A 23,481-nucleotide genomic window follows, 5' to 3' on the forward strand; every position below is an offset into this window, starting at 1 on the left:
GCAAACGCTTGGTTGTATTATGGCCGATGTGACGGCACCCGACGCTTCGAAATCAGCACGGCGCAATGAACTGCTCACACTGGCGGCCGAACTGTTCGCCGAACGTGGACTGCGCGCCACCACCGTGCGCGATATCGCCGACGCGGCCGGGATTCTATCCGGGAGCCTCTATCACCATTTCGACTCCAAGGAATCGATGGTGGACGAGATCCTGCGCGGCTTCCTGGACGACCTGTTCGGGCACTACCGTGAGATCGTCGCCGCCGGGCTCAGCTCGCGAGACACCTTGGAAGCCTTGGTGATCGCGTCCTACCAGTCCTTCGACCGGCATCACGCCGCGGTGGCGATCTATCAGGCCGAGGCGAAGCGACTGCGCACCGCCGAACGGTTCACCTACATCGCCGACTACAACCGCGAATTCCGCGAACTCTGGCACCGCGTGCTGACCAACGGCGTGCAGGACGGCAGCTTCCGGCCCGAGATCGACGTGGAACTGGCTTACCGGTTCCTGCGCGACACGGTGTGGGTCGCGGTGCGGTGGTATCAGCCGGGTGGCCCGATCACCGTCGACAACCTCGCCAAGCAGTATCTGACCATCGTGCTCGACGGGCTGACCGCCGCCGAAAACGGCTAGGCCCCAAGCACATCACGTAGGAGTTCACCGATGTCCGCACCCTCCGCTCCCCGCCGCCCCTACACCCCGCTGCGGGACGCCTACGTGATCGATGCGGTGCGCACGCCGGTCGGCAAGCGCGGCGGCGCCCTGGCCGCCGTGCACCCGGCCGACCTCGGCGCGGCCGCGCTGCGTGGCCTGCTGGATCGCAACTCGATCGACCCCGGCAACGTCGACGACGTGATCGTCGGCTGTGTCGACAACATCGGCCCGCAGGCGGGCAATGTCGGGCGCACCGCGTGGCTGGCCGCCGGGTATCCGGAAGAGGTCCCCGGCGTCACCGTCGACCGGCAGTGCGGATCCAGCCAGCAGGCCATCAATTTCGGCGCGCAGGCCATCATGAGCGGTACCGCCGAGGTGATCGTCGCGGGCGGGCTGCAGAACATGAGCGCCATCCCGATCTCGGCCGCCATGCTGGCAGGCAAGGAGTACGGCTTCGATTCGCCGTTCGTCGGCGCCGCGGGCTGGGACCACCGCTACGGCACTGCCGAGGTCACCCAGTTCCGTGCCGCCCAGCTGATCGCCGAGAAGTGGAACATCACCCGCGAAGACATGGAGCGCTGGGCGCTGCGCAGCCACGAGCGGGCCCGCGACGCGATCAAGAACGGCCGGTTCGACCGCGAGATCGTGCCGGTCGGTGACTTCTGGATCGACCAGGGGCCGCGCGAGACCACGCTGGAGAAGATGGCGTCGCTGCCGCCGCTGGCAGAGGGCAGCCCGTTGACCGCGGCCGTCGCCAGCCAGATCTCCGACGGCGCCAGCGCCACCCTGCTCGCCTCCGAGTGGGCCGTCGAGGCCTACGGTTTGCGCCCGCGCGCCCGGATCCATCACGTCAGCGCGCGCGGCGCCGACCCCATCTTCATGCTCACCGCGCCGATCCCCGCGACGAAGTGGGCGCTGGAAAAGAGCGGCCTCAGCATCGAGGACATCGACGTCATCGAGATCAACGAAGCCTTCGCCCCTGTCGTGCTGGCCTGGCTGAAGGAAACCGGCGCCGACCCCGACCGGGTCAACGTCAACGGCGGCGCCATCGCCCTCGGCCACCCCCTTGGCGCCACCGGCGCCAAACTCTTCGCCACCCTGCTCAACGAACTCGAACGCCGCAACGGCCGCTACGGCCTACTCACCATCTGCGAAGGCGGCGGCACCGCCAACGCAACCATCATCGAACGCCTAACCCCATAGCTGGTACTCCGGTCCAGTCCGTGCTGCGGTCGACGCGCCCGCCACGGGCTCCTTCCCGCAAAGCTTGATGGAACCGATCGATCGACTGCTACGTCCAAGTCTTTGACAGGTCAATCGGAGGAGTAGCTGTCACCCGAAGCGAGGAGGGAGCGATGGTGTCGAAGTCCTCGGAGTTCTCGGTAGTTCCTGCCGAGGTAACTGACGCGGGTAGGTTCGTGCAGTTGACTGCGGAGTCGTTGGTGAACGGGCTGCGCTCGCTGGACACTGATATCGAAGTGTTGCTCGAATCGTGGGAAGGCACCTCCGCTGACGCTTACGGTGCGGGATGGACCGAGGCCAAGCGTGGTGCGGATACAGTGCTGGAGGCGCTTACCGTAATGGCGGAGATGCTCGGCGTAACCACTCAGGCGCTGCATAATCACGACCAGACGCGCGCAGAACAAACCAGTTCGCTCGAGCTGCCCTAGAGAAGGGGTCTCGTGGACAACACACAGCCCTTTCAAGTGAGCTTGGTTGAGCTGGAGCAGATTACGGCTCGACTCGGCGGGTTCATCGGCTTTTTGTCGGATAGTTTGGCGGGGCTGCAGCAACGGATCGACACGGTGCAGCAGAGTTGGAACGGGTCTGCCGCAGATGCGCAGGCGGAGGCGTTTCGACTGTGGATAACAGGCGCGACGGACGTGACCGAGGGAATCGCGGCCATGAAACAGGCGGCCGTGGATGCCCATGACCGATACAGTTCCGCAGCAGCCGCGAATCTTCGAATGCTCGGCAGAGGGTAGTAGATACCGTGACCGAGTTCAACGTCGATCCGCTTGTCTACGTCAGCTCCGCGTCCAATCTACATACCGCAGCCGTTGACTTTCACGCTGATTTCCAAGCCCAGATGGCAGCTCTGCAGAGCACCCGGGATATGGGCGGCAGCGTCGGGGAGTGTTCGTGGCAAGCTGCAACGCATCATGGATATCGCGAAAAGGGCGGTCAAGCTGGGTGCTCCAGAGCGGCCCAGTCATATACCCAAGGATTGGGAAGCGCGTCTAGCTGATAACGGAAAAGGCTGGGTGTGGCAGAAGCCGGGTTCCGCATTCAACCAGAACACCTTTCGGGACGCGCTGCCGGACAAGAATTATCCGAATGGATATGTGCGCTTCTACAATGATCAGGGCCAACCCATAAAATTGGATGGAAAGCCGGGTGGTAACGCGGAAACGCATATCCCCAAGAATCCGGATGGTACGTATCCGAAACCGAAGGGCTGGTGAAGATGGAACTGCAACTGGGAATCACGGGCCAACGGGTGGCGGAAGTGGTCGTGGGGTTCACGATCACAATACGGTTCGGCGAACCCGTTGAATTCGAACTGCAGATCGAGGGGGATCCTAGGTTTCGTACTACGACTGGAAATCTGTTGAGTGTCACCGCCGAGAATTATGCGGATATCGATGCGGACCTGGAGTCACTTGTCGGTTCTGCTGTGACCAGGGCTGTCGCCAGCGAGGCCGACGGGCTGAGTCTCGAATTCGATTCCGGGGCTGCGCTGCATGTTCCTGTACATGCGAAGTATGAGGCCTGGGGGATTGTGGGGATCGATGGGTCGAGGGTCATCAGTCTGCCGGGTGGCGAACTCGCCGTGTGGTCTGCGCGTGCGTAACCTCGGTCGGCCCGGTGGATACGGGGGACCGAGGGTCGGTCAGGGTTTGTCGGCGGGTTCTAGGAGGACGGCGGTGCCGTAGGCGGCTACTTCGCTCATGGTGTTGGCGATCTCGTTGCAGTCGAAGCGCATGGCGAGGATGCCGTTGGCGCCGAAAGACATGGCGTGCTGGCACATTCGCATGATCGCCTCGTGGCGGGAGTGGTAGAGCAGCTGGGTGTACTCGGTGATCTCGCCGCCGCCGAGCGAACGGAAACCGGCGGCGAGGTTCGAGCCGAGGCCGCGGCTGCGCACGGTCAGGCCCGCGACCTCGCCGAACACCCGCGCGACCCGGTGGCCCGGCACGTCGTTCATCGTGGAGACGAGGATCGGAAACTGCGGGCCCGGCTGCTGTGGCGGCTGCTGCTGGTATCCCGGCGGCGGCTGCTGGAACCCGGGCTGCTGCTGCGGGTAGTGCGGTTGCTGCGGCGGCATCGGCTGGTTCATGAGCGGGATCGTACGGCCGGCGCCGCGAACACGGAAGTTTGCCCGCCCGGCCGATCCCCGGCACGCCGGGATCGCGCACCGGGCATTGACCACGCGAAATGCCCCGGATCCCGGCGGGAACGGGGCATTCGCGTGGGTGCTCAGAGGTGCTTCTGCAACGCCTCGATCCGGTCGGCCGCGTCGGTGACGATCCGATCGATCAGCTCCGCGCAGGTGGGCAGGTCCTCGATGATGCCGGTGACCTGGCCGGCGGCGAGCACACCAGCCTCGGTGTTGCCCTCGACCAGCCCGGCGCGCAACAGCATCGGCGTATTGGCCGCCATGACGACCTGAGACCAGCTGAGATCCTTGGTCTTTCGCATCGCAAGCCCGTCACGCACCAGGGTGGGCCAGCTCATACCGGTCATGCTCTTGAACTTCGCCGCGTTCGCGACCGCCGCGGCCAGCCCGCGCACACGACCCGAATGTTCCAGGCGCCGCACCAGTTCGGTGTTCAGCACCCGGTGCGGCATGCCGTCGACCTTGGTGGAGACTACGGTGTCCTGCAGCTGCCGGGACAGGTACTCCCGCTTGACCGCGTCCGGCACGGTGCTCTCCTGGGTGAGCAGGAACCTGGTGCCCATCGCGACGCCCGCCGCACCATAGGACAGTGCGGCGGCCAGCCCGCGGCCGTCGAAGAATCCACCGGCGGCGACTACCGGGATGTCGACCGCGTCCAGCACCGAGGGCAGCAGCAGCGTGGTGGCCACCGGCCCGGTGTGCCCGCCGCCCTCGCCGCCCTGCACGATGACCGCGTCCGCGCCCCACGCGGCGACCTTCACCGCGTGCTTGGCCGCGCCGATCGACGGAATCACCACCACCCCGGCGGCTTTCAGCTCGGCGATGAGCTCCTGCTTGGGCGCAAGCGCGAACGACGCGACGGCGACCTTTTCCCGGATCAGCAGGCTGATGCGTTCGGGCGCGTCCGCGGCGTCGGCGCGGATGTTCACACCGAACGGTTTGTCGGTGTGCGCCTTAGTTTTCGCGATCGCCGCCTCGAGCTCCGGATAGGTCATGGTGGCGGAGGCGAGGATGCCCAACCCGCCCGCTTCGGCGGTGGCCGCGACCAGGCTCGGGCCAGCCACCCAGCCCATGCCGGTCTGCACCACGGGATGCTCGATGCCGACCAGTTCGGTCAGCGCCGTGCACAACCGCGGGGTGGCCGCGCTCATGGCTGCACCTCGCTGGCGCTCGGTTCCGTCATGCGCGATGCGCGCCGTGTCATGATCCGCTCTCTTCGTTCGCTCATGCGGGCACCTCGGTCTCGCGAAGCTTCTTGGGATCGAGCACATCCCGGATCAACCGCAGCTCCTCGTCGGTCGGCAACCGCGTTTCGCCCGCGTCGGCGAGCCCGGCGATCTCGAACCCGGTGTTCTCGGCGACCTCGGCGACGGTGACGCCGGGATGCAGACTCCGCGCCCGCATGGTGTGGTCCGGGCCGGCGAAGTCGAAGACACCGAGGTTGGTCACCACCCGGTGCAGGTGGTGGAACCGGAACGCCGGATTCGACGGGTCGATCTTGTCGTAGCCGACGCCGGAGACGATGTCGACGCGGTCGGTGAAGACCCGGCTCGTGTGCCGGGAAACCCAGTAGCTGGTCGCGTGATTGATGGTGTTGCCCGGCGCGCCACGTACCCCGAACATCTGCCGGGTCGGCCGCTGCAGCGCGCCGAACGCGGACAGATTCTGGTTGCCGAACCGATCGATCTGATTGGCGCCCATCACCACGTGCCGCCGCCCGGAGGCCACCACGTCGAAGACCTTGCGGAACGGAATCCACCCCTCGATCGGCGCCTTGCCGCCGATGGGCGGGGTCTCGGCGAGGAACAGGGCCTCACCGTCGGAGATGAGCAGATCGGGTTCGGTGGTGAGCCGCGCCAGCCTGGCGCCGAGGATCGACATGGGCGACATCGGGCTGGCCATGATTTCGCCCGCGCCGCTGAAGATTTCGGCGCAGGCGACCGCGCACACCTCGGCGCGGGTGATGGTCTCGGCGGCCGCGCCGCCGACGGCATCGCCTTGTGCTGCGGTCATTTCTGGGCCTCCTCGGCGAACTCGCGGACGGCGGCCTGGTACTCGTCTTCGGAAACCGCCAGGTACTTGTCGACGAACTGCTGCCACGCCTGCGGGCTCTTCGCCGACTGCGCGTAGTGCTTCTGGAACTTCTCGTCGCGCCCGTAGCTGTCGCCCGCCAGCGTGAAGTGCGCGCCGCCGGGGGCCTCGACCACCCCGTCCACCATCATCCGGTTGAGCAGCAGTGCTTGCAGCGGCACGGTTTTCACCAGTTCGTCGGTCTCGACGATGCGCTCCACCGAGACGTAGCGGCGCTCGGCCGCCAGGCAGTACAGATCGTCGAAGTACGGCTCGACGCCGGTGTAGGCGGCGTTGCCGTGCTTGTCGCCGAGGTTCAGGTGCACCAGTGCCGCATCGAGATTCAGCGCGGGCATGGCGATCAACGTCTCGGCGTCGGCGTACGGCGAAGTGACCGTGCGCAATTCGCCGTCCCAGAAGTCGGGCACGTCCGAGCCGAGGCCGGCTCGGATCGGCAGGAACGGCAGCCGGGCGGCCGCGGCCTCCAGCCCGCACTTGAGCATGCCCTCGTCCATTTCGCGGGCGACCAGCGCACCGCTGGTGCGTGCGTGCGCGAACCACGGATCGTAGAACGGCGGCGAATCCAGCGATACGAACCCGTAGTAGGCCTTGCGCACCTTTCCGGCCGAGCACAGCAGGCCGAGGTCGGGCCCGCCGTAGCTGACCACGGTGAGGTCGGTGAGCTCCGAGCGCAGGATGGCGCGCACCAGCGCCATCGGCTTGCGCCGCGAACCCCAGCCACCGATGCCGATGGTCATTCCGCTGCGCAACTCGCCGACGATCTCGTCGAGCGACATTCGCTTGTCTCGCATGACTTCTGAACTCCCTATTTCTCGGCCTTGCGCGCGGCCAGGTCGTCGTCGAACCGGGCGCGGATCTCATCGGCGACACCGGCGAGGTTGAGCTCGAAGGTGAAGCCCTGCTCGTAGCGGTAGCTGCGGTGCACGTCCTGGCCGTCGATGCCGTTGAGCGCGCGCTTGGCCGCCCGGATCACCCGGCCGTCCTTGGCGGCGATGTTCTTGGCGAGTTCCATTGCCGCGGCATCGAGTTCGGCCCGCGGCACCACCTGATACACCGAGCCGTAGTGCTGCAGCTGCTGGGCGGTGATGGTGCTCGCCGTGTAGAACAGGGCGCGCATCAGATGCTGGGGCACCAGCCGGGACAGGTGCGTGGCCGCGCCGAGCGCGCCGCGGTCCACCTCGGGCAGGCCGAAAGTGGCGTCGTCGGAAGCGATCACGACATCGGCGTTGCCGACCAGGCCGATGCCGCCGCCGAGGCAGAAGCCCTGCACCACCGCGATCACCGGCACCGGGCAGTCGTAGACCGCCGCGAACGCCTCGAAACAACCATGATTCGCGTCGATCAGCGCCTGATGGCCTGGCTTGCTCTGGATCTCCTTGATGTCGACGCCCGCGTTGAAACCGCGATTGTCCGCGCGCAGCACCACCACTCGGGTCTCGGGATCGCGGCCCGCCGTGCGCAGTGCGTCGGCGATGGCGAACCAGCCGTCCGTCGGTATCGCGTTGACCGGCGGGTAGTCGACCGTGACCACGGTGATGCCGGTTGATTCGGAGTGACGGTTGATCCCCATCGCCTATCCCATCGTGAGTAGCTCGGCTTGTGAATAATCCAACCCAGTGGCAAAGCAAGCAGTTGCTTGGTAGGTTAGCACGGTGGCACTCGAAATCGATCTGATCGATCGCGTCGTCCTGGTGACCGGTGGCGTGCGCGGCGTAGGCGCGGGGGTGAGCCGGACGTTCCTCGCGGCGGGCGCGACCGTGGTCGCCTGTGCCCGTCGCCCGGCCGAGGTCCCGATCGAGGTGGACGGCCGCGCCATCGAGTTCCTGCCCTGTGATGTGCGCGACGCGGACGCGGTGCGCGCGCTGATCGATACGATCGTCGAGCGGCACGGCCGCCTCGACCACCTGGTGAACAACGCGGGCGGTGCGCCCTTCGCCCTCGCCGACACGGCGAGCAAGAACTTCCACGCCAAGATCGTCGAGCTGAATCTGCTCGCGCCGCTGCTGGTCGCCCAGGCCGCGAACGCGGTGATGCAGCGGCAGCCCGGCGGCGGCTCGATCGTGAACATCTCGAGCGTCAGCGGGCACCGCCCGTCGCCGGGCACCGCGGCCTACGGCGCGGCCAAGGCGGGCATGGACAGCTTGACCGCGTCGCTCGCGGTCGAGTGGGCCCCCAAGGTGCGGGTCAACTCGCTCGTCGTCGGACCGGTCGTCACCGAACTGAGCCAACTGCACTACGGCGACCAGGACGGTATCGACGCGGTGGGGGAGACGATCCCGCTCGGCCGGATGGCCGAGCCGGACGATATCGGCCGCTGCGCCGTCTTCCTGGCCTCGGAGCTGGCGGGCTACGTCAGCGGGGCCAGGCTGCTCGTGCACGGCGGCGGCGAGCGCCCGGCGTTCCTGGCCGCGTCCACCGCCGACGTCGGCACACAGCAGTCCTGAACACATCGGACCCACACGAAGAGGACACAGGTATGGACACCGAGCAGATCTGCGCAGGGCGCACCGTCATCGTGACCGGTGCGGGTCGTGGCATCGGCCGGGCGCACGCGCTCGCCTTCGCCGCCGCCGGGGCGCGGGTGGTGGTCAACGATCTCGGCTCGGCGCTCGACGGCGCGGCGACAGGGGAGAGCCCGGCCGAACAGGTCGTCGCCGAGATCGAGGCGATGGGCGGCGCTGCCGTGGCCAACGGCGACGACGTCGCCGATTGGCAGGGCGCGCAACGCCTTATCCGTCAGGCCGTTGACACCTTCGGCGGGCTGGACGTGCTGGTCAACAACGCCGGGTTCGTGCGCGACCGGATGCTGGTCAATCTCGGTGAAGAGGAATGGGACGCGGTCATTCGCGTGCACCTCAAGGGCCACTTCGTCACCATGCGGCACGCGATCGAGTACTGGCGCGGCGAGTCGAAGGCCGGTCGCCCGGTCGACGGCCGCATAATCAACACCAGCTCCGGCGCCGGCCTGCAGGGCAGTGTCGGCCAGGGCAACTACGGCGCGGCCAAGGCGGGTATCGCCGGTCTCACACTCACCGCCGCCGCGGAGTTCGCGCGCTACGGGGTCACTGTGAATTCCATCGCACCGGCGGCGCGCACCCGGATGACCGAAACGGTGTTTGCCGAGACCATGGCCAGGCCTGACGCCGGCTTCGACGCGATGGCTCCGGAGAACATTTCGCCGCTGGTCGTCTGGCTCGGCAGCGCGCGGTCGAAGGGCGTCACAGGCCGCATGTTCGAGGTCGAAGGCGGTAAAGTGGCCTTGGCAGAGGGGTGGCGGCACGGCGTCGCGGTGGACCGCGGTGCCCGGTGGGATCCGGCCGAGCTCGGCCCCGTGGTGGCCGACCTGATTGCCAAGGGGATGCCGCCGGAACCGGTGTACGGGGCCTGATCTGGCACCACCCTTCTTTCTGCGCCGGTAACGATAGGGGTTTACTATGGCCCCCGTCCGTTGAAAATCCCGTGTGAGCGTCGCGACCGGGAAGTTCTGCGCTTTGCAATTGAGGGGAAGGCTCGACGCATGGCCGTTGGTCGCACGTTACGTGTGCTTGCAGTAGCGGGGACCGTGGCCGGTTTCGCGCTGCTGGGCCCGGTAGCGGCCGAGGCACAGCCGTCGACTGGGGGCTGTCCCCAGTGCGCCGCCGACCCCACTCCGCCGCCGTACGACAGCGGTGGCCCCTGGTATCCCCTGTCCGTGCCCGGACAGCCCAGCGACGTCAGCGCGGTGCCTACCAATCCCGCTATCGGGACCGGCTCGGCGACCGGCTCCGCCGCGGCGGGTGGTTCGGCCGCCGCCGGTTCCGCGGCGGCGGGTGGTTCCGCGGCCGCGGGTTCCGCGGGCGCCGCCACCGGGTCCGCGGGTCTCGGCATTCTGCTCGGTTCCGGCTCGGCGGGTCTCGGCGTGACCCTCGGCAGCGGCTCGGCCGGCCTCGGCGTTGTGCTCGGTTCCGGATCGGCCGCGCTCGCCGGGACCGGTTCGGCAGGCCTCGGCGCCGCCGCAACGGGTTCTGCCGCAGTCGGTTCCGCCGGTGTCGGCGTCGGCACGACCGGTTCCGCCGCGGTGGGCTCGGCCGGTGTCGGTTCTGCCGCGGTGGGTTCGGCGGGTGTCGGCTCCGCGGGTGTCGGTTCGGCAGGCGTGGGTTCTGCCGCGACGGGTTCTGCCGCAGTCGGTTCCGCCGCGGTGGGTTCTGCCGCGGTCGGTTCCGCGACGCCGCTGCTCCTGCTGCTGATCCCGATTCCGCCGCCGCCCGCTCCTCCGGTGCTGCCCCCGATCGCGGTGCCGCCGGTGCCCTCGCCCGCGGTGCCAGCCATTCCGCTGCCCGTGCTCGCGCCGGTTCCGGCCGCGGCGCCCGCCGCCGTGCCGCCGCCCGCCCCGCCCGCACCCGCGGCCCCGCCGCAGGCCGCGCCCGCCAAGCCCAACCCCGACGTGCGCCCCACGAGCGCCAACGACGGCCTCCCGAAGCCGAAGCTGCTCTCGGTGGTCGGCGGCCTGATCGCCCTCGGCCTCGCCGGTGCGGGCTCGGGCGCCGTCAGCTTCCAGGGCGCCGCGGCCGCACAGGCCCGCGTCGACGCCGCCCGTGCCATGTTCTTCCCGAGGCCGTGAGGGGGTGGGCATGAGTGAGCGGAGCGAGCGAATCGTGTCACAGCGTGCGGCACGCATGCCGGAACCGAGCGTCAGCGAGGTGCGGGCATGAGTGAATCGAAGACGCAGAGTACTTCGCGGTCGTACCGGCGGGTGGCCGCGGCCGTGGACGCGGTGTGCGCGGTCGCGGCGGACTCCGACGCCACCACGCTGGACGAGGTGGTGCTCGCCATCGCGAGCGAGCGGCGGCGGGAAATCGAAATCGCCAGTGCGAATTTGGGGCCGGGGGTGTGCGGTCAGCGCCGGTTCTATCCCGATCGGGACGTGATCGTGCTCGCCGAGTCGCTACCGAGCCGCGAGCACACGCTCGCGCATGAGCTCGGCCACATCGTGTTCGATCACGAGGGTGCGCCTGCCCCCGAGGTGACACTCGAGGCGAGCGACGATCTGATCGCGTACATGCTGAGTCAGCGGGCACACCAGCAGATCGTCGACGACGGCGCGGACGAGCTCGCCGAGTGGGAGGCGGAGACGTTCGCCGCCATGCTGATGACCCGGCTGCGGGTATTCAACAGCCGAGGCGCAGGCGTCTCGGTCCTTCGATTCGATGAGGCGCTGGGATGACCCTCTGGTTGACGGCACTGCTGGTCTGGATGGCGGCAGGGGCCAGGGTGGGGCGTGTGCTGGTGAAGCCGGCCACGACGGCCCGGGTGGCCATCGTGATCGCCGTGGCCGCCGTCGCGCTGGCCGCGACCGTGGCGGTGCCGGAGATCGCGGTGGCGATCGACAACCTGGTGCCCGGCGGCGTGCACGCGGGCTGGCTTTCCGACGGCGTCGTGGTGTCGGCGTGGATCGCCTTCGTGACGGCCACCTCGGTGGTGGCCTCCGCGGCGTGGCCGGTGGTGTCGCGGCGCAACCTGCGCCAGGTCGCGCTGGTGATCTACAGCCTCGGTCTGTCCACGGTGGCCGCGACCATCGCGTGGTCGTTCACCTTCGGCTGGGAGGTGGTCGCGTTCGGCGCGGTGTTCATCGTCATCACCGGGCTGCGCAACCTCGACTGGACCACGCTCGGTCGCGGCATCGCGATCTACACCACGGGCACCGCGATCGTGGCAGTGCTTGCGGTACTTCAGGTTCGGCGCGCGTTCAACGATGTGCCCCGGGTCGCACCGGGCAATCCGACCTGGGCCTGGCCCGCGTGGGAGGCGGCGAGTCTGCTCATCGCGTTCGGCGCGGTCTGGATCGTCGTGGAGCTGTGGGTGCGAGCGCGGGTGCTGCTGCGCCAGATTCGGCTGCTGCATCGGATCATGGTCGGCCGCTTCCCCGAGGTCGTCGCGCACGACCAGACCGGAACCTCCACTCAGCTGCGGGCTTCGGACCAAGTGGCGCAGATCATGGACGCGCTCTACCTCCAGTCCGGCGGCGGCGTCGTGCTCGCCGCGGTGGCCCCGCCGCCGCGGTCGATCACGGAGCGGGCGGGCACTGTGGCGGAGTGGGCGAGAAACCCTTTGGGCGACGTGACAATCGATGCACGGTGGATTGCTCCGCCGGAGGGGATTAGTCCGCGCGGTTGGGTCCAAGCCATCGCCCGGGCATATGACGCGACAACCTTGGAGCACGCCCGAAATTGAGCTAGGCGGTCTGTTCCGCCGGTATTCGGCGCATCCGTAGACACCCGGGGATCGGCGTTGCGGCCCCCGGGTCGAGTTCTGCCCGGTGCACGATGACTTTCCGAGGCTTGCACGAAATCAGGCGCCCGAGATAACCGGCGCATCAGTCTGTTCCGAGATAGTCGAATGCGGATCGCACGCGCGTGTGATCAGATACCGCAAGCACCCTTGACGCGGCAAGCCCCTATTACCGTGGGCGCGCCATCGTGCATTGTCCAGCGTGTCAACGCATAACACAGCACAGTGCGACCCGTCGGGCCGCACTGTGCTTCGTGCAAGTGAACCTATTCGGTTCCATCCGGAGGAATTTCGGGCAAGCCTTCACTTGCCCGCAACTTCTCCGCCATGGAGGTGAGGAGGTTCTGTGATTCTTCGGACAGGTCGAACGCCCTACTCGACAGCCGTCGCAGTCCGTAGCCCTGCAGCTGGGACAGCAACTCCAGATCGTGATCGATCTTGGCGGCATAGATGTCGTTGAAGAAGTAGTCCGGCTTGACCTTGAAGAACTTCGCCAGGGCGGCCACCGTCTCATCGGACGGGTTCGTCCGTTGTCCCGACCGCAACTGCGACAGGTACGGTTTCGAGATCGGATGTCCGGAGGCCGTCAGCGCAGCCGCAACCTCCGCGTTGGTGTGCGGCTTACGCCCCGGGGGATGCACGGTTTCGAACAGCTTGTTCAGCCGCGCCGCGAAATCAGCCATTGTGAGCCGCCCAATTCCCTTCGCTGTACTAACAGTCGTTATCTCGGATACGTATCATTGATATTAGCGGCTCAGTAACTGAAAACCTACGCCTGATTCCGGATTTCCTTGAAGCTTCTAGGTGCCGGTCGGGCGAAGGTACTGGGACCGTTGCGTTTGCGGGTCACCCCAACGGCTCTCGAGAAGCCGAGGTACGGGCCGGTTCTGGCCCGTCCTGGAGGTCTTCCCCGCGCCATCCATGATAGCGGAAAGATAGCTGACGTCTCATCTAGTTGACGAAGCTCACTCATGTGTGGCGTACGACACGTTTTCGGGCCTGGGGGATGAACGTTCAACCATCCCGTTTCGCGGCGCTGAACGCCCTATAGACGCTCGATGATCGTGCCTGTCGCCAATGCGCCACCGGCACACATCAGCACCATCGCGGTACCCCGGCCGGTTCGCTCCAGTTCATGCAAAGCCGTTGTGATGAGCCGGGATCCGGTCGAGCCGACCGGATGGCCCAGCGCGATCGCGCCGCCGTTGACGTTGACCCGATCCAGGTCCGGCTGGTGCACCGAGGCCCACGACAGTGCGACCGAGGCGAAGGCCTCGTTGATCTCGAACAGGTCGATGTCGCCGATGCTCATGCCCGAGCGCTCCAGCAGGCGCGAGCAGGCCTGCACCGGACCGTCGAGGTGGAACTCGGGCTCGGCGCCGACCAGCGCCTGGGTGCGGATTCGCGCCCGCGGCCGCAGTCCGGCCCGCTGGGCCGCCTGCTCGTCCATCAGCAGCACCGCGGCCGCGCCGTCGGAGATCTGGGACGAGCTGCCCGCGGTGTGCACGCCGCCCTCGAGCACCGGCTTCAACTTGGCCAGTCCTTCGACCGTGGTCTCGCGCAGTCCCTGGTCGCGGGATACGTCCAGCTTCTCGCCGGTCGGGTTGCCCTGCTTGTCCACCGCGGGCGCGGTGACGGTGAGCACCTCGCGGTCGAAGCGGCCCTCGGCCCAGGCCTGCGCGGCCAGGCGCTGGGAGCGGGCGCCGAACTCGTCGACGTCGGCGCGGGTGATGCCGCGCCGCTTGGCGATCCGCTCGGCCGCTTCGAACTGGTTCGGCAGGTCGATGCTCCACGAGGCTGGCCTGCGCGCGCCCGCGTGCTCGCCGACGTTGGCGCCCAGCGGAACTCGGCTCATCGCCTCGACCCCGCAGGCGATGCCGACGTCGATGGCGCCCGTGGCGATGAGTCCGGCGATGAGGTGATTGGCCTGCTGGGCCGAACCGCACTGGGCGTCGACGGTGGTCGCGCCGACCTGCCACGGCAGCCCCGCGTGCAGCCAGGCGACGCGGGTCACGTTGTTGGACTGTTCGCCGGCCTGGGTTACGCAGCCGCCGATCACCTGCTCGACCTGGGTCGGGTCCAGGTGGGCGCGTTCGAGAAGCCCGCGCTGGGCGAGGCCGAGCAGTTCGGCCGCGTGCAGGCCGGACAGCCAGCCGCCGCGCTTGCCGATGGGGGTGCGAGCGGCCTCGACGATGACGGGTGTGCCCATGTCCAACCTTTCGTATGGGACAGAAACTGTAACGAGTTCAGGAGTGTTTCTGGCGGTTCTGTCCGGTTTCTTTCCTGATACTGCCGCCTATGCTTCAATGATTATAGAACGTGTTTCAGTTTGTCGAAGGAGACATCTGGTGGTAGACCCTCGGAATGTCCGGCCGAATCTGCCGGACGGATTCGACGTCACAGATCCCGGCATCTACGCCGAACGAGTCCCGGTCGAGGAATTCGCCGAACTGCGCCGAACCGCCCCGATCTGGTGGAACCCGCAGCCCGCCGAGGTCAGTGGCTTTCACGACGAGGGCTTCTGGGTGGTCAGCAAGCACGCCGACGTCAAAGAGGTGTCCCGCCGCAGCGAGGTGTTCTCCACCTACGAGAACACCGCGATCCCGCGCTTCAACGACGACATCACCCGCGAGCAGATCGAGTTGCAGCGCTTCGTGCTGATCAACAAGGACGCGCCCGAGCACACCAAGCTGCGCAAGATCATCTCCCGCGGCTTCACCCCGCGCGCGATAAACGGTCTGCGCGCGGAACTTTCGGCGCGGGCCGAGTCGATCGTCAAGGCCGCGGCCGAGTCCGGCAGCGGCGACTTCGTCACCCAGATCGCGTGTGAGCTGCCGTTGCAGGCGATCGCCGAGCTGATCGGTGTGCCCCAGGAGGACCGGATGAAGGTCTTCACCTGGTCCAACGACATGACCGGCTACGACGACCCGGACAACGACGCGGACCCCGTGCTGGCCTCGGCCGAAATCCTCGGCTACGCCTATCAAATGGCGGCCGCGCGCAAGGAGTGCCCGGCCAACGACCTGGTCACCACGTTGATCGAGGCCGACGTCGACGGCGACAAGCTCAGCGAGGAAGAGTTCGGCTTCTTCGTCATCATGCTGGCCGTGGCAGGCAACGAGACCACCCGCAACGCCATCACGCACGGCATGAACGCCTTCATGGAGCACCCGGATCAATGGGAGCTGTTCAAGAAGGAACGTCCGGCCACGGCCGCGGACGAGATCATCCGGTGGGCCACGCCGGTCACGTCCTTCCAGCGGACCGCGCTGGAAGACACCGAGCTCGGCGGCGTGCGGATCAAGAAGGGTGAGCGGGTCGTCATGCTGTACCGCTCGGCCAACTTCGACGAGGACGTGTTCGACGAGCCGGAGAAGTTCGACATCCTGCGAAAGGACAACCAGCACTTGTCCTTCGGTGGCACCGGAGCACACTTCTGTATCGGTGCGAACCTGGCCCGGCTCGAGGTCGACCTGATCTTCAACGCCATCGCCGACCATCTGCCCGACATCACCAAGCTCGGCGACCCGAGGCGGCTGCGTTCCGGCTGGCTCAACGGGATCAAGGAGTTCCCGGTGGACTACAAGACCTGCCCGGTCGCGCACTGACAAGCCGACCCCGCGCAACAACGAAGGCCCTCGTCCCGGAATCACTCCGGGCCGAGGGCCTTTTCGTCGTTCGATCAGCCGAGCTTCTTCGCGGTCGCCACGGCGCGGTCGACCTCCCAGAACGCGCGCAGCGCGGCGATCTTGCCGGACTCGTCCACCCGGTAGGTGAACACGCCGTCGGCGTCGATCTGATGGCCGCCGAGCGTGCTGCGGATGGTCCCGGTGAACGCGACCTCGTTGCCGCAGGCGAACGAGTCGCCGAAGCGGAACTCGATCGAGGTCGTCTGCGCGATCGCCTTGTCCCAGAACGCCGCGATCGCCTCGGTACCGCGATGACCCTTGCCCTCGGGGTCGAAACCGGAAGGGCCGATGGGGTCTTCGACGATGCCGTCCTCGGCGAACAGCGCGACCCAGGCCGCCTTGTCCCTGGCGCGCACCGCGGCCTGCGACGCGAGCCCGGCAATGCGGGCGGGGTGGTCGGTGGTGTCCGTCATGCCGATACCTCCGCGACGATCGGGGATTCGATGTTCGCCGCGGCGAACCGGCGCAGCGCGTCCTGTTTGGCGGCGAGCTCGCCGTCGAAGCCGATCCCGTCCATCAGCCACGGCACCACGATCGCGTCGGTGACGCCCGCGTCGGCCAGGTCCTGGTAGCCCGAGCGGCCGAAGCGGTCGACGCACACCGCCTGGATCTCGAACGGCTCGCTGCCACGGTCGAATTCGGCGCGCAGGGCGTCGAGCTTGCCGATGGTCGCGCGCAGCTCGGCGTAGGTCATCATCGCCGAGGCCCAGCCGTCGCCGACCCGGGCCGCGCGGCGCAGCGCCGCCTCGGTGTGCCCGCCGATGTAGAACGGCACCGGCTCGCTCGGGGCCGGGCTGACCTGCAACGGATCGAAATCGAAGAATTCGCCGTGGTATTCGACCATGCCGCCGCCCAGCACCAACTTGATGACCTCGATCATCTCGTCGACCCTGGCGCCGCGGCGCGCGTAGGGCACGCCGCACCACTCGAATTCCTCCGGCGCCCAGCCGATGCCGACGCCGAAACCGAACCGGTTGCCCGACATGGCCGCCACCGAGCCGACCTGACGGGCCAGCAGCAGCGGATTGCGCGAGCCGAGCTTGAGCACGTTGGTGTAGAACCGGATCCGGCTGGTCGCCACGGCCATCGCGGTCGCGCCGATCAGCGGGTCGACCCATGGGGTCTCCGGTCCCCAGAACCTGCTGCCGTCGGCGGTGTAGGGGTATTTCGCCGCCGCGGACTTCATGTAGAACAGCGAGTCGGGCAGCGCGATTGACGAGAACCCGCACTCCTCAGCGGTTTTCGCCAGTTCCGGCAGCTGCTCCAGTGGGCTCAGCGCGATGCCGAGGGTGAACTTCAGTGGGTTCATCGCCGCTCCGACCCGACGACCCAGAGCGAGAAGTACTGGGAGCCACCGCCATAGGCATGGCCCATCGCCTTACGTGCCCCTTCGACCTGATACGCGCCGGCTCGGCCCATGACCTGCTTGGCTGCCTCGGCGAAGCGGATGAGCCCGGACGCGCCGATCGGGTTGGAGGAGAGCACGCCGCCGGACGGATTGATCGGCAGGATCCCGCCGATCTCGGTCTCGCCCTTGTCGGTGAGCTTCCAGCCGTCGCCCTGCGGTACGAAGCCCAGGTTCTCCAGCCACATCGGCTCGAACCAGGAGAACGGCACGTAGATCTCCGCGACGTCGATCTCGTTGAGCGGGTCGGTGATTCCGGCCGCCTTCCACAGCGCGGCCGCCGCGTCCTGACCGGCCTGCGGGTTGACCTGGTCGCGCCCGGCGAAGGTGGTCGGCTCGGTCCGCATCGCGGTGCCGTGCACCCAGGCCACCTTCTTGCCCGTCGCCTCCACCGCGGTCGCCGCTTCCTCGTCGCCGATAACGATGGCGCAGGCGCCGTCCGAGGACGGGCAGGTCTCGTCGAAACGGATGGGGTCCCAGAGCATTTGCGAGGCCAGCACCGATTCCAGCGTGATATCGGGCTGTTTCAGGTGCGCGAGCGGGTTCTTGGCGCCGTTGCGGCGGTCCTTCACCGCGACCATCGCGCCGATATGGCTCGGCGCGTTCGAGCGCCGGATGTAGGAGCGCACATGCGGGGCGAAGTAGCCGCCCGCGCCGGCGCCGACCGGCATGGTGAACGGCACCGGAATCGACAGTGCCCACATGGCATTGGATTCCGACTGCTTCTCCCAGGCGACCGCCAGCACGCGTTTGTGCACGCCCGCCTGCACCAGGTTGGCGGCGACCACACCGGTGGACCCGCCGACCGAGCCCGCGGTATGCACGCGCAGCAGTGGTTTTCCGGTGGCGCCCAACGCATCCGCGAGATACAGCTCGGGCATCATGACGCCCTCGAACAGATCCGGCGCTTTACCGACGACGACCGCATCGATATCGGCGATGGTCAGGCCCGAGTCGACCAGTGCGCGGTCGATGGCCTCGCGGCACATGCCCGCCATCGATACATCGGTTCTTTTCGTCACGTGATGGGTTTGGCCGGTGCCGAGCACCGCAGCGGGATTGGTCATCGGCTCGCCTCCGAATCCAGGACTGTCACGAGGTTCTGCTGCAGCGCGGGGCCGCTGGTGGCGTGGGCGAGTGCCCGATTCGCGGTGCCGTGCATGATCGCCTCGGCCGCGAAGCCGATGCGCTCTAGCCCGGCGGCGAACATCGGGTTCGCGGCGAGCGCGCCCCCGGACGGATTCACCTTGGTGCCGTTTCGCAAGCCGATCGCCTCGGTGAGGATCAGCTGCTGGTGGCTGAAGGGCGCGTGCAGCTCCGCGATATCGAAGCCGCCGGTGTCGCCGCCGGTAACCGCCTGGGCCGCAGCGGTGGTGGAGGGGGAGACGGTCAGGTCGCGGGCGCCGAGATTCTGCGTGTCGACGCGATGGGCTATGCCGGTGATCCAGGCGGGCCGCTCGCAGAGTTCGCGGGCGCGGTCGCCGACGGCGAGCACGATGGCCGCCGCGCCGTCGGTGATCGGGGCGATGTCGTGGGCGCGCAGTGGATCGGCGACATATGGTGTGCCGAGCAGGCTTTCGACGTCGCCGTCACTGCCCGCGGCGACCGCGGCCATGTCCTGTTCGGTCCAGCGGCCTGCGTCCAGGCCGGCTCTGGCCTGCAAGCCCGCGATCGACCAGGCGTCCGGCCACAGCGGCGTCACCAGGTACGGGTCGAGCTGCATGGTGAGCACCTGGCGCAGCGTGCTGGCCGACGACTTGCCGAAGCCGTACACCAGCGCGGTGTCGGCCTGACCCGAGCGCAGCTTCACCCAGGCCTCGTACAGTGCCCATGCCGCGTCCATCTCGACGTGGGACTCGTTGATCGGCGGTACCGCGCCGATCGCGTCGATCGCCGAGATGAACGAAAAGGCGCGCCCGGCAAGGTAATCCGAGGAGCCCGAGCACCAGAAGCCGATATCGGACTTGGTGATGCCGAGCCGGTGGTAGAGCTGCTGGAAGCAGGGCACCAGCATCTCGACGCCATTGGTGGTGCCGAAGGTTTCCGGCACGTGCGGCGCGTGGGCGAAACCCACGACCGCGATATCCGTTCCGTGGTCAGTCAACGTGGGCCTCTCAGAGGTGGTGCTTGTAGGTCTCGTAGTCGGCATCCGGCTCGCCGGTGGGGCGGAAATGGTCCACGTTCTCCAGCCCGAAGCCCCATTCCTCGCGCGGCTTCCACACCGCCTCCACCCGCATCCCCATCCGCACTTCGCCTGCCTCGCAACCGAGTACGAGGTGCAGCACCGGGATGTCGGCACCGTCCAGCAGCACGTAGGCCGCGACATACGGCGGTTTGATCCGCTGCCCGAGGAACGGCACGTTCACGATGCAGAACGTGGTGACGGTGCCGCGGTCGGGCAGCTCGACCGTCTCGTCGGTCGGCCTGCCGTCGGTCGGATTCGCGCCGCGCGGCGGGAAATACACCTTGCCCGTGGCGTCGGTGCGCCCGCCGAGCAGCTTGCCCTCCGCGAGCCCGCGCAGGTAGACGGTTTCCTGCGGCGACGCGGTGTGCTTGTAGGCGAGGTCGACCGGAGTGGTGATGACCGAGATCGGATCGGCGTCCCCGGTGGCCGCCGTGCTCGCCTGCGGCTCTTCGCCCGGCACGAAGCAGGCGATGTCGTGGATGCTGCCGCTGGTCTCGGCCGCCCATCGGATCGCCACCCGCATGCCGGTCCGGATGTCCTGCGGCGACGCGACATCGACGGCGTGCAACAGGCTGGTGTCCGCGCCGTCCAGCCGGATCAACGCCCAGGCGAACGGCCGATCGAACGGCTGGCCGGGCAGCGGCTCGCGCACCCAGGTCCACGATTCGACGGTGCCGACCGCGGCCACGTCGACGAACTCGGTGAGCGGTTCGGCGCTGACCGGATCGTACTCGGGCGGCGGCACCAGCACCCGGCCGTCCGTACCGCGCACCCCGACGATCCTGTGATCGCGCAGTCCGGTCAGGAACGCGCCGATCGTCGGTCCGACGGACCGCGTGTAGTCGAATCGCACCCGTAGCGGCGCGCTGAGCACATCGGGCGTCGGCTCGTCCGCCACCAGGCCACCGCCCCTCGCGGAGTCACTTCGCGACGAAGTGTTCAATTTCGCCCCTCTCTCATCCGCGATTACGCCGGATGCGGTATTCCCCTGAGTCACAATGTCGAGTAGAACAGGTTCTTATTCTGCTGGCAAGATGCGGTGTAGGCGCCGGGCCGGGCACGCGGCCCGACGGTCGGTCGAAAGGGTCGAACATGAAGTTCGGATTGCAACTCGGGTACTGGATGGCGCAGCCGCCGCAGGACGCGGGCGAATTGGTGCTGGCGGCCGAGGCGGCCGGATTCGATGCCGTATTCGCCGCGGAATCGTGGGGCTCGGACGCCTTCGGCCCGCTGACTTGGTGGGGCTCGGCCACCCGCCGAGTCCGGCTCGGCACGTCCGTCGTGCAGATGTCCGCGCGCACCCCGGCCGCGACCGCGATGCACGCGCTGACCCTCGACCACCTCAGCGGCGGCCGCGCCGTGCTCGGGCTCGGCGTATCCGGGCCGCAGGTCGTGGAGGGCTGGTACGGCCAGTCGTTCGCCAAGCCCTTGCAGCGCACCCGCGAATACGTCGGGATCATTCGGCGCATTCTCGAGCGGCAGGCGCCGGTGACCAACGACGGGCCGAACTACCCGTTGCCCTACGCCGGTCCCGGATCGACCGGTCTCGGCAAGCCGCTCAAGCCGATCGTGCACCCGCTACGTGCGGATCTGCCGATCTGGCTCGGTGCGGAAGGTCCGAAGAACGTCGCGCTCACGGCGGAGATCGCCGACGGCTGGCTCGCGATCTACTACGCGCCGCGGCTGGCGAACATGTACAACGACTGGCTCGACGAGGGCTTCGCCAGGGCGGGCGCGCGCCGGTCCCGGGACGAGTTCGAGATCGCCGCGAGCTGCCAGGTGGTGATCACCGATGACGCCGCGAGCGAGCTCGAACGCATGCGCTGGGTCATGTCGCTCTACATCGGCGGCATGGGTGCGCCGGAGCAGAATTTCCACGCCCAGGTCTATCGCCGGATGGGCTACGAACGCGAGGTCGACGAGATCGGCAGGCTGTTCCAGGCCGGTAAAAAGGCCGAGGCGGCCGCTGTCGTGCCGGACGAAATGATTCTCGACACCGCGATCATCGGCGACGAAGCGCATGTGCGTTCGCAATTGAAGGTGTGGGAGGCCGCCGGCGTCACCATGATGCTCGTGTCCGCGGCCGATGCCGCGCAATTACGTCGCCTCGCCCCCCTTGTCGATATGTAGAACACGTTCTAGATTCAAAAGATGCAGCCTTCACCCGCCCCGTCGGCTCCGCCCCCTCAGCAACCCCCTGTGCAAGAGTCGGTGAAAATTCTCGGTTTGTGGAACATCGCCGAGGCCGAACCCGACCGCATCGCCATGGTCGACCCGGCGGGCCGGGAGGTGACGTACCGCGAATTGGCCACCCTCGCTGACCGATACGCCACCGGCCTACGCGGGCTCGGCCTGGAAACCGGCGACGTGCTGGTCAGCATGGTGCACAACTGCACGGAGGCGATCGCCGCCTACTTCGCGGCGTATCAGGCCGGGCTCTACATCGTCGCGGTGAACTGGCACCTCACCGGCCCCGAGGTCGCCTACATCCTGCAGGACAGCGAGGCGAAGGCGTTCCTGGCCAGTGACCGCTTCGCCGCCACCGCGACCGCCGCCGCCGACGAGGCGAAATTGCCTGCCACCGCGCGCTTTTCGGTCGGCGAGATCGAGGGCTTCCGCTCGGTGGCCTGGCTCGGCGCGGCCGACACCGGGCGGCCGTCGGACCGCAGCACCGGTGCGCCGATGCTCTACACCTCCGGCACCACCGGGCGGCCCAAGGGTGTGCGCCGCCCGCTCACCGGCGCCGACCCTGACGTCGTGCCGCCGCACACCACCGCGTTCTTCGGGTTGTTCGAGCTCGCCCCCTACGACGATCACGTGCACATCTGCGGCTCGCCGCTCTATCACACGGCCGTGCTGAACTTCGCGACCATCTCGATCCAGTTGGGGCACAAGCTCGTACTGATGGACCGGTGGGACGCGGAGGAGATGCTGCGGCTCATCGACCGGTACCGGGTGACGCACAGCCACATGGTGCCCACCCAGTTCCATCGGCTGCTTGCGCTGCCCGAGGCCGTGCGCGCCAAATACGATGTCTCCTCGCTGCGCAGCATGGTGCACGGCGCCGCGCCGTGCCCGCAGGAGACCAAGCGGCAGATGCTCGAATGGTGGGGTCCGACGGTCACCGAGTACTACGCGGCCACCGAGGGCGGCGGCACGGTGATCAACGGCGCCGACTGGTTGCGCAAGCCCGGTTCGGTCGGCAAGGCCTGGCCCTGGTCGGTGATCAAGGTGCTCAGCGAGGAGGACGGCACCGAGGTGCCCGCCGGTGAGCCGGGTCTGGTCTACATGCGTATGGGCGCCTCGAGTTTCGAATACCACCACGACAAGGCCAAGACCGAGGATGCGCGCGTCGGCGATCTGTTCACCGTCGGCGACATCGGCCACCTCGACGAGGACGGCTATCTCTACCTGCACGACCGTCGTTCGGACCTGATCCTGTCCGGCGGGGTGAACATCTATCCCGCCGAGATCGAGAACGTGCTCGTCACCCACCCCAAGGTCGCCGACGTCGCCGTGTTCGGCATTCCGCACCCGGACTGGGGCGCCGAGGTCAAAGCGGTGATCCAGCCCGTCGCCGGCATCGAGGGCGGCGAAGCCCTCACCGCCGAGCTCTTGTCCTTCGCCGCAACACAACTCGCGAAATACAAGATGCCGAAGTCCATCGACTACCTGCCCGAACTGCCGCGCGACCCCAACGGCAAGCTCTACAAGCGCAAGCTGCGCGACCGGTACGTATCCGCCCCCTGACGGCCCCACACCCCCGCGCGTATTTGCCGACGGTTCGGT

26 protein-coding genes are annotated in these 23,481 nt (G+C 67.7%); 14 read left to right on the plus strand and 12 right to left on the minus strand.

The annotated features are described in order from the left end of the window. Positions 1–19: 19 nt before the first annotated feature. From F5X71_RS02950 to F5X71_RS02975, 6 genes are all read left to right on the plus strand, one after another. Positions 20–634 carry a TetR/AcrR family transcriptional regulator gene (locus F5X71_RS02950; protein ID WP_167460554.1) on the plus strand — a complete coding sequence of 205 codons (615 nt, stop codon included), beginning with the start codon at positions 20–22 and terminating at the stop codon, positions 632–634. A gap of 30 nt (positions 635–664) precedes the next feature. Then, positions 665–1,858: an acetyl-CoA C-acetyltransferase gene (locus tag F5X71_RS02955; protein WP_428981442.1), complete on the plus strand. Its 1,194-nt coding sequence runs from the start codon at positions 665–667 to the stop codon at positions 1,856–1,858. A gap of 152 nt (positions 1,859–2,010) precedes the next feature. Then, positions 2,011–2,325: a WXG100 family type VII secretion target gene (locus F5X71_RS02960; RefSeq protein ID WP_167460555.1), complete on the plus strand. Its 315-nt coding sequence runs from the start codon at positions 2,011–2,013 to the stop codon at positions 2,323–2,325. A 12-nt stretch (positions 2,326–2,337) separates the two neighbouring features. Beyond that, entirely contained in the window at positions 2,338–2,640 is a 303-nt protein-coding gene (locus F5X71_RS02965; protein ID WP_167460556.1) for a WXG100 family type VII secretion target, read from the plus strand. A gap of 177 nt (positions 2,641–2,817) precedes the next feature. Then, positions 2,818–3,120 carry a hypothetical protein gene (locus tag F5X71_RS02970; protein WP_238815694.1) on the plus strand — a complete coding sequence of 101 codons (303 nt, stop codon included), beginning with the start codon at positions 2,818–2,820 and terminating at the stop codon, positions 3,118–3,120. A gap of 2 nt (positions 3,121–3,122) precedes the next feature. Beyond that, positions 3,123–3,509: a DUF6188 family protein gene (locus F5X71_RS02975; protein WP_238815965.1), complete on the plus strand. Its 387-nt coding sequence runs from the start codon at positions 3,123–3,125 to the stop codon at positions 3,507–3,509. A gap of 39 nt (positions 3,510–3,548) precedes the next feature. Here the strand turns inward: F5X71_RS02975 and F5X71_RS02980 are convergent, their stop codons facing one another. From F5X71_RS02980 to F5X71_RS03000, 5 genes are all read right to left on the minus strand, one after another. After that, on the minus strand, positions 3,549–3,878 hold the full coding sequence (locus tag F5X71_RS02980; RefSeq protein ID WP_203218320.1) for a YbjQ family protein: 330 nt from the start codon (positions 3,876–3,878) through the stop codon (positions 3,549–3,551). Positions 3,879–4,135: 257 nt separating this feature from the next. Continuing rightward, positions 4,136–5,206 carry an NAD(P)H-dependent flavin oxidoreductase gene (locus F5X71_RS02985; RefSeq protein ID WP_167460560.1) on the minus strand — a complete coding sequence of 357 codons (1,071 nt, stop codon included), beginning with the start codon at positions 5,204–5,206 and terminating at the stop codon, positions 4,136–4,138. Positions 5,207–5,279: 73 nt separating this feature from the next. Then, positions 5,280–6,068: a CoA-transferase subunit beta gene (locus F5X71_RS02990; protein WP_167460561.1), complete on the minus strand. Its 789-nt coding sequence runs from the start codon at positions 6,066–6,068 to the stop codon at positions 5,280–5,282. Beyond that, positions 6,065–6,937 (minus strand): CoA transferase subunit A, encoded by an 873-nt coding sequence (locus tag F5X71_RS02995; protein ID WP_194250754.1) that lies wholly within the window; start codon positions 6,935–6,937, stop codon positions 6,065–6,067. The genes F5X71_RS02990 and F5X71_RS02995 overlap by 4 nt, the downstream gene beginning before the upstream one ends. Before the next feature lie 14 nt (positions 6,938–6,951). After that, a complete protein-coding gene (locus F5X71_RS03000; protein WP_167460562.1) occupies positions 6,952–7,716 on the minus strand; it encodes an enoyl-CoA hydratase family protein in 765 nt (254 codons plus the stop codon). Between the two features lie 82 nt (positions 7,717–7,798). Here F5X71_RS03000 and F5X71_RS03005 point away from each other — a divergent pair, with 82 nt between their 5' ends. The 5 genes from F5X71_RS03005 (at position 7,799) to F5X71_RS03025 (ending at position 12,356) form a co-directional block, all read left to right on the plus strand. Next, the gene (locus F5X71_RS03005; RefSeq protein WP_167460563.1) at positions 7,799–8,590 is read left to right on the plus strand and encodes an SDR family oxidoreductase; all 792 of its coding nucleotides are present in this window, start codon (positions 7,799–7,801) and stop codon (positions 8,588–8,590) included. 32 nt (positions 8,591–8,622) lie between these two features. Then, positions 8,623–9,534, plus strand: coding sequence for an SDR family oxidoreductase (locus F5X71_RS03010; protein ID WP_167460564.1), 912 nt, complete (start codon positions 8,623–8,625; stop codon positions 9,532–9,534). 303 nt (positions 9,535–9,837) lie between these two features. After that, positions 9,838–10,746, plus strand: a complete 909-nt coding sequence (locus tag F5X71_RS03015; protein WP_167460565.1) for a hypothetical protein — start codon at positions 9,838–9,840, stop codon at positions 10,744–10,746. Positions 10,747–10,833: 87 nt separating this feature from the next. Continuing rightward, on the plus strand, positions 10,834–11,349 hold the full coding sequence (locus F5X71_RS03020; RefSeq protein WP_167460566.1) for an ImmA/IrrE family metallo-endopeptidase: 516 nt from the start codon (positions 10,834–10,836) through the stop codon (positions 11,347–11,349). Continuing rightward, positions 11,346–12,356: a hypothetical protein gene (locus tag F5X71_RS03025; protein ID WP_167460567.1), complete on the plus strand. Its 1,011-nt coding sequence runs from the start codon at positions 11,346–11,348 to the stop codon at positions 12,354–12,356. Before F5X71_RS03020 ends, F5X71_RS03025 begins: the two co-directional genes overlap by 4 nt. 323 nt (positions 12,357–12,679) lie before the next feature. On the opposite strand, the gene F5X71_RS03030 is transcribed toward F5X71_RS03025, so the two are convergent. Continuing rightward, positions 12,680–13,096 (minus strand): helix-turn-helix domain-containing protein, encoded by a 417-nt coding sequence (locus F5X71_RS03030; RefSeq protein WP_011207048.1) that lies wholly within the window; start codon positions 13,094–13,096, stop codon positions 12,680–12,682. A 362-nt stretch (positions 13,097–13,458) separates the two neighbouring features. Next, entirely contained in the window at positions 13,459–14,622 is a 1,164-nt protein-coding gene (locus tag F5X71_RS03035) for a steroid 3-ketoacyl-CoA thiolase (RefSeq protein ID WP_167460568.1), read from the minus strand. Between the two features lie 97 nt (positions 14,623–14,719). Between F5X71_RS03035 and F5X71_RS03040 the strand changes: the two genes are divergently transcribed. After that, positions 14,720–16,021, plus strand: coding sequence for a cytochrome P450 (locus tag F5X71_RS03040; RefSeq protein ID WP_428981443.1), 1,302 nt, complete (start codon positions 14,720–14,722; stop codon positions 16,019–16,021). 74 nt (positions 16,022–16,095) lie between these two features. Here F5X71_RS03040 and F5X71_RS03045 read toward each other — a convergent pair whose 3' ends face one another. Genes F5X71_RS03045 through F5X71_RS03065 form a run of 5 tightly spaced genes read right to left on the minus strand, consistent with a single transcriptional unit; the run spans position 16,096 to position 20,590 of the window. Further along, positions 16,096–16,515, minus strand: a complete 420-nt coding sequence (locus F5X71_RS03045; RefSeq protein WP_167460570.1) for a nuclear transport factor 2 family protein — start codon at positions 16,513–16,515, stop codon at positions 16,096–16,098. Next, positions 16,512–17,402, minus strand: a complete 891-nt coding sequence (locus tag F5X71_RS03050) for a TIGR03619 family F420-dependent LLM class oxidoreductase (RefSeq protein ID WP_167466167.1) — start codon at positions 17,400–17,402, stop codon at positions 16,512–16,514. The genes F5X71_RS03045 and F5X71_RS03050 overlap by 4 nt, the downstream gene beginning before the upstream one ends. Positions 17,403–17,407: 5 nt before the next feature. Continuing rightward, positions 17,408–18,574, minus strand: a complete 1,167-nt coding sequence (locus tag F5X71_RS03055) for a thiolase domain-containing protein (protein ID WP_167460571.1) — start codon at positions 18,572–18,574, stop codon at positions 17,408–17,410. After that, complete coding sequence (locus tag F5X71_RS03060) at positions 18,571–19,611, minus strand: thiolase domain-containing protein (RefSeq protein ID WP_428981444.1); 1,041 nt, start codon at positions 19,609–19,611, stop codon at positions 18,571–18,573. Before F5X71_RS03060 ends, F5X71_RS03055 begins: the two co-directional genes overlap by 4 nt. Before the next feature lie 10 nt (positions 19,612–19,621). Further along, positions 19,622–20,590 (minus strand): Zn-ribbon domain-containing OB-fold protein, encoded by a 969-nt coding sequence (locus F5X71_RS03065; RefSeq protein WP_167460573.1) that lies wholly within the window; start codon positions 20,588–20,590, stop codon positions 19,622–19,624. Positions 20,591–20,784: 194 nt separating this feature from the next. Between F5X71_RS03065 and F5X71_RS03070 the strand changes: the two genes are divergently transcribed. Together F5X71_RS03070 and F5X71_RS03075 are read left to right on the plus strand one after the other, a co-directional pair. Continuing rightward, complete coding sequence (locus tag F5X71_RS03070; protein ID WP_167460574.1) at positions 20,785–21,822, plus strand: LLM class F420-dependent oxidoreductase; 1,038 nt, start codon at positions 20,785–20,787, stop codon at positions 21,820–21,822. Positions 21,823–21,843: 21 nt separating this feature from the next. Continuing rightward, complete coding sequence (locus F5X71_RS03075) at positions 21,844–23,442, plus strand: acyl-CoA synthetase (RefSeq protein ID WP_203218260.1); 1,599 nt, start codon at positions 21,844–21,846, stop codon at positions 23,440–23,442. Positions 23,443–23,481: the final 39 nt, after the last annotated feature.

This window comes from Nocardia brasiliensis, assembly GCF_011801125.1.
GTDB classification, from domain to species: Bacteria; Actinomycetota; Actinomycetes; order Mycobacteriales; family Mycobacteriaceae; genus Nocardia; species Nocardia brasiliensis_C.